Source organism: Polaromonas sp. P3_C2 (assembly GCF_056402675.1).
On sequence record NZ_JBFUGX010000680.1, the window covers coordinates 1 to 2,133 of the forward strand.

Sequence of the window (2,133 nt, forward strand, 5' to 3'; positions counted from 1 at the left end):
ACTCATGCCGGTGCGGGCGCACCAGCGGCGGCCGCACCAGCTGGGACCGGATGTCGAAGTCGAGATGGTCGGCCCGCTCGGACATGCCGTAGGTCTTGATGTCTGTCATACGCCGTATTTTCGGGCTTGGGCCTTTGCTGTTGTTTCTTTTCGGAATCTTTTATTTCTGTCTTGACAGAAATTTCAGACAGCGTATATTCAGGGCTATGGAACTCAGCCCCGTCGCCCGCAAATTCGTCGTCCACTGGGGAGAAATGGGCACAGCCTGGGGCGTGAACCGCACCGTTTCACAAATCCACGCCCTGCTTTTCTTCCACGGCCGCCCGCTGCATGCCGAAGACATCGCCGATACGCTGGAGGTAGCGCGCTCCAATGTCAGCACCAGCCTCAAGGAACTGCTCAACTGGAACCTGATCCGTGCCACCCATGTATTGGGCGACAGGCGCGACTATTACGAAACCTCGCTCGACGTCTGGGAACTCTTTCGCACCGTGGTGCGCGAGCGCAAGGAGCGCGAGTTCGACCCGACCGTGCGCATGCTGCGCGAGCTGGTGAAGGAAGACGGCTTTGAGGCCGAGTCCGCCGATGCCCAGGACCGGGTACGGGAAACGCTGCGCCTGATGGAATCCCTGGGCTTGTGGGCCGACGAGATGCTGCGGCTGTCACCCACCACGCTGGAGAAAGTGCTGCGCATGGGCGCCAGCGTGCAGAAATTCGTGCGGGGCGACAGCGACGCGAAACTCATGGATCCTTCTGAACTTTTGCCGCCTACTTTTTGATTGAAAAACCCGGCCAGCTTTGGCCCTTTTTTTGACTATTGATTTCTGTTTGTACTGAAATTTCTAAAGGAGAGAAATATGACAGGCGCCCGCATAACCACCTGCAGTGTTCCCGACCTGGGCAACACCCGTTACGACAGCTTCAAGGCCGGGCTGGATCCCACGATTTATCCGCTGACCCTGTTCTACGAATCCGCCTGCCCGCTCTGCAATGCAGAAATGAGCAACCTCATGCTGCGTGACACCCAAGGGCATCTGCGCTTTGCCGATGTCTCGGCCCCCGACTTCACCGACGTGCCCGCCGGCGCCACGATGCAAGACCTGCTGGACCTCATCCATGCACGCACTGCGGACGGCCGCGTGCTCAAGGGCGTCGAGGTGTTCCGGCTGGCTTACGAAGCCGTCGGCCTGGGCTGGGTCAGCTCTGCCATGCGCATGCCCGTGCTGCGCCCGCTGGCCGAATGGGGCTACCCGGTGCTGGCACGCAACCGCCACCGCATCCCGCGCGGCTTTGTGCGCCTGCTGTTTGAAGGCGCGGTGCGGCGCGCGGCCGAGCGCTCGGTCCTGGCGCGCTGCGACGCCGAAAGCTGCTCACGCTAAGCCGTTCCATCACCACTCACCCAACCATCCGAGCAAACGAAAGGAAATCATCATGAGTGCCAACCTGTTTTTTGTCTCCCTGCTGATCGCGCTGGTCGGCCCGGTCGTTGCGATCACTTACCTCAAGCCCATCCTCTACAAGGTGCTGCGCATGCTGTGCGACGCCGACGGCGGGGCCGAGTTCTGGATACGCTGCGCCTACCTGCTGGCGGTGTCCGGCACGCTGTTGCTGATGCTGACCTTTGGTGAATTCAATGACAGGAACGACGTCATTGACGCGGTGCGGCGATCGCTCTGGCTGGTAATGGCCGGGGTGTTTGTCACCGTCGCCATCATCGCGCGCAATGTCTGGACGCAGGTCCGGCAGTGGATAGCCGCGCAGGAGCTGGCCGCCCATGTGTCGGCTGCCGGCAGCGCCGCGCCGGCCGTACCTGCGGCTGTAGACGCACGCTAAAAAAAGTCGAAAGTATTCACGGGTCGAAGCAGCACAGAAGGAGAAGAAGAATGCTCACCACAACACCTGTTGCGCGCCGCGCCGATATGCCAAAGGGCAAGGGCCAGGAAGCAAGGCTGGCGGATATCCGGTCCTACTACAACGCCGTGGCCGATGACTACCGTGCCTGGAGCCCCGGCATGAACATGCACTTCGGCTACTGGTCGTGGCAGGTCAACCCTCTGGCCCGCGAAGCGATGCTCGAACGCATGAACCTGGAAGTGCTGAAGCGGCTGGCGCTGCCGTCCACCGGCGCCGTAC

3 protein-coding genes and 1 pseudogene are annotated in these 2,133 nt (G+C 61.3%); all 4 read left to right on the top strand.

What is annotated here, in order from left to right; translation table 11 throughout:
- The first annotated feature begins 206 nt into the window (after window positions 1-206).
- Window positions 207-779: a GbsR/MarR family transcriptional regulator gene (locus AC1DWI_RS20660; RefSeq protein WP_457280000.1), complete on the top strand. Its 573-nt coding sequence runs from the start codon at window positions 207-209 to the stop codon at window positions 777-779.
- A gap of 78 nt (window positions 780-857) precedes the next feature.
- A complete protein-coding gene (locus AC1DWI_RS20665) occupies window positions 858-1,379 on the top strand; it encodes a thiol-disulfide oxidoreductase DCC family protein (RefSeq protein ID WP_477668003.1) in 522 nt (173 codons plus the stop codon).
- A gap of 52 nt (window positions 1,380-1,431) precedes the next feature.
- Window positions 1,432-1,833 carry a hypothetical protein gene (locus tag AC1DWI_RS20670; protein WP_477668004.1) on the top strand — a complete coding sequence of 134 codons (402 nt, stop codon included), beginning with the start codon at window positions 1,432-1,434 and terminating at the stop codon, window positions 1,831-1,833.
- 50 nt (window positions 1,834-1,883) lie between these two features.
- A pseudogene (locus AC1DWI_RS20675) lies at window positions 1,884-2,133 on the top strand (hypothetical protein); the annotation flags it as partial.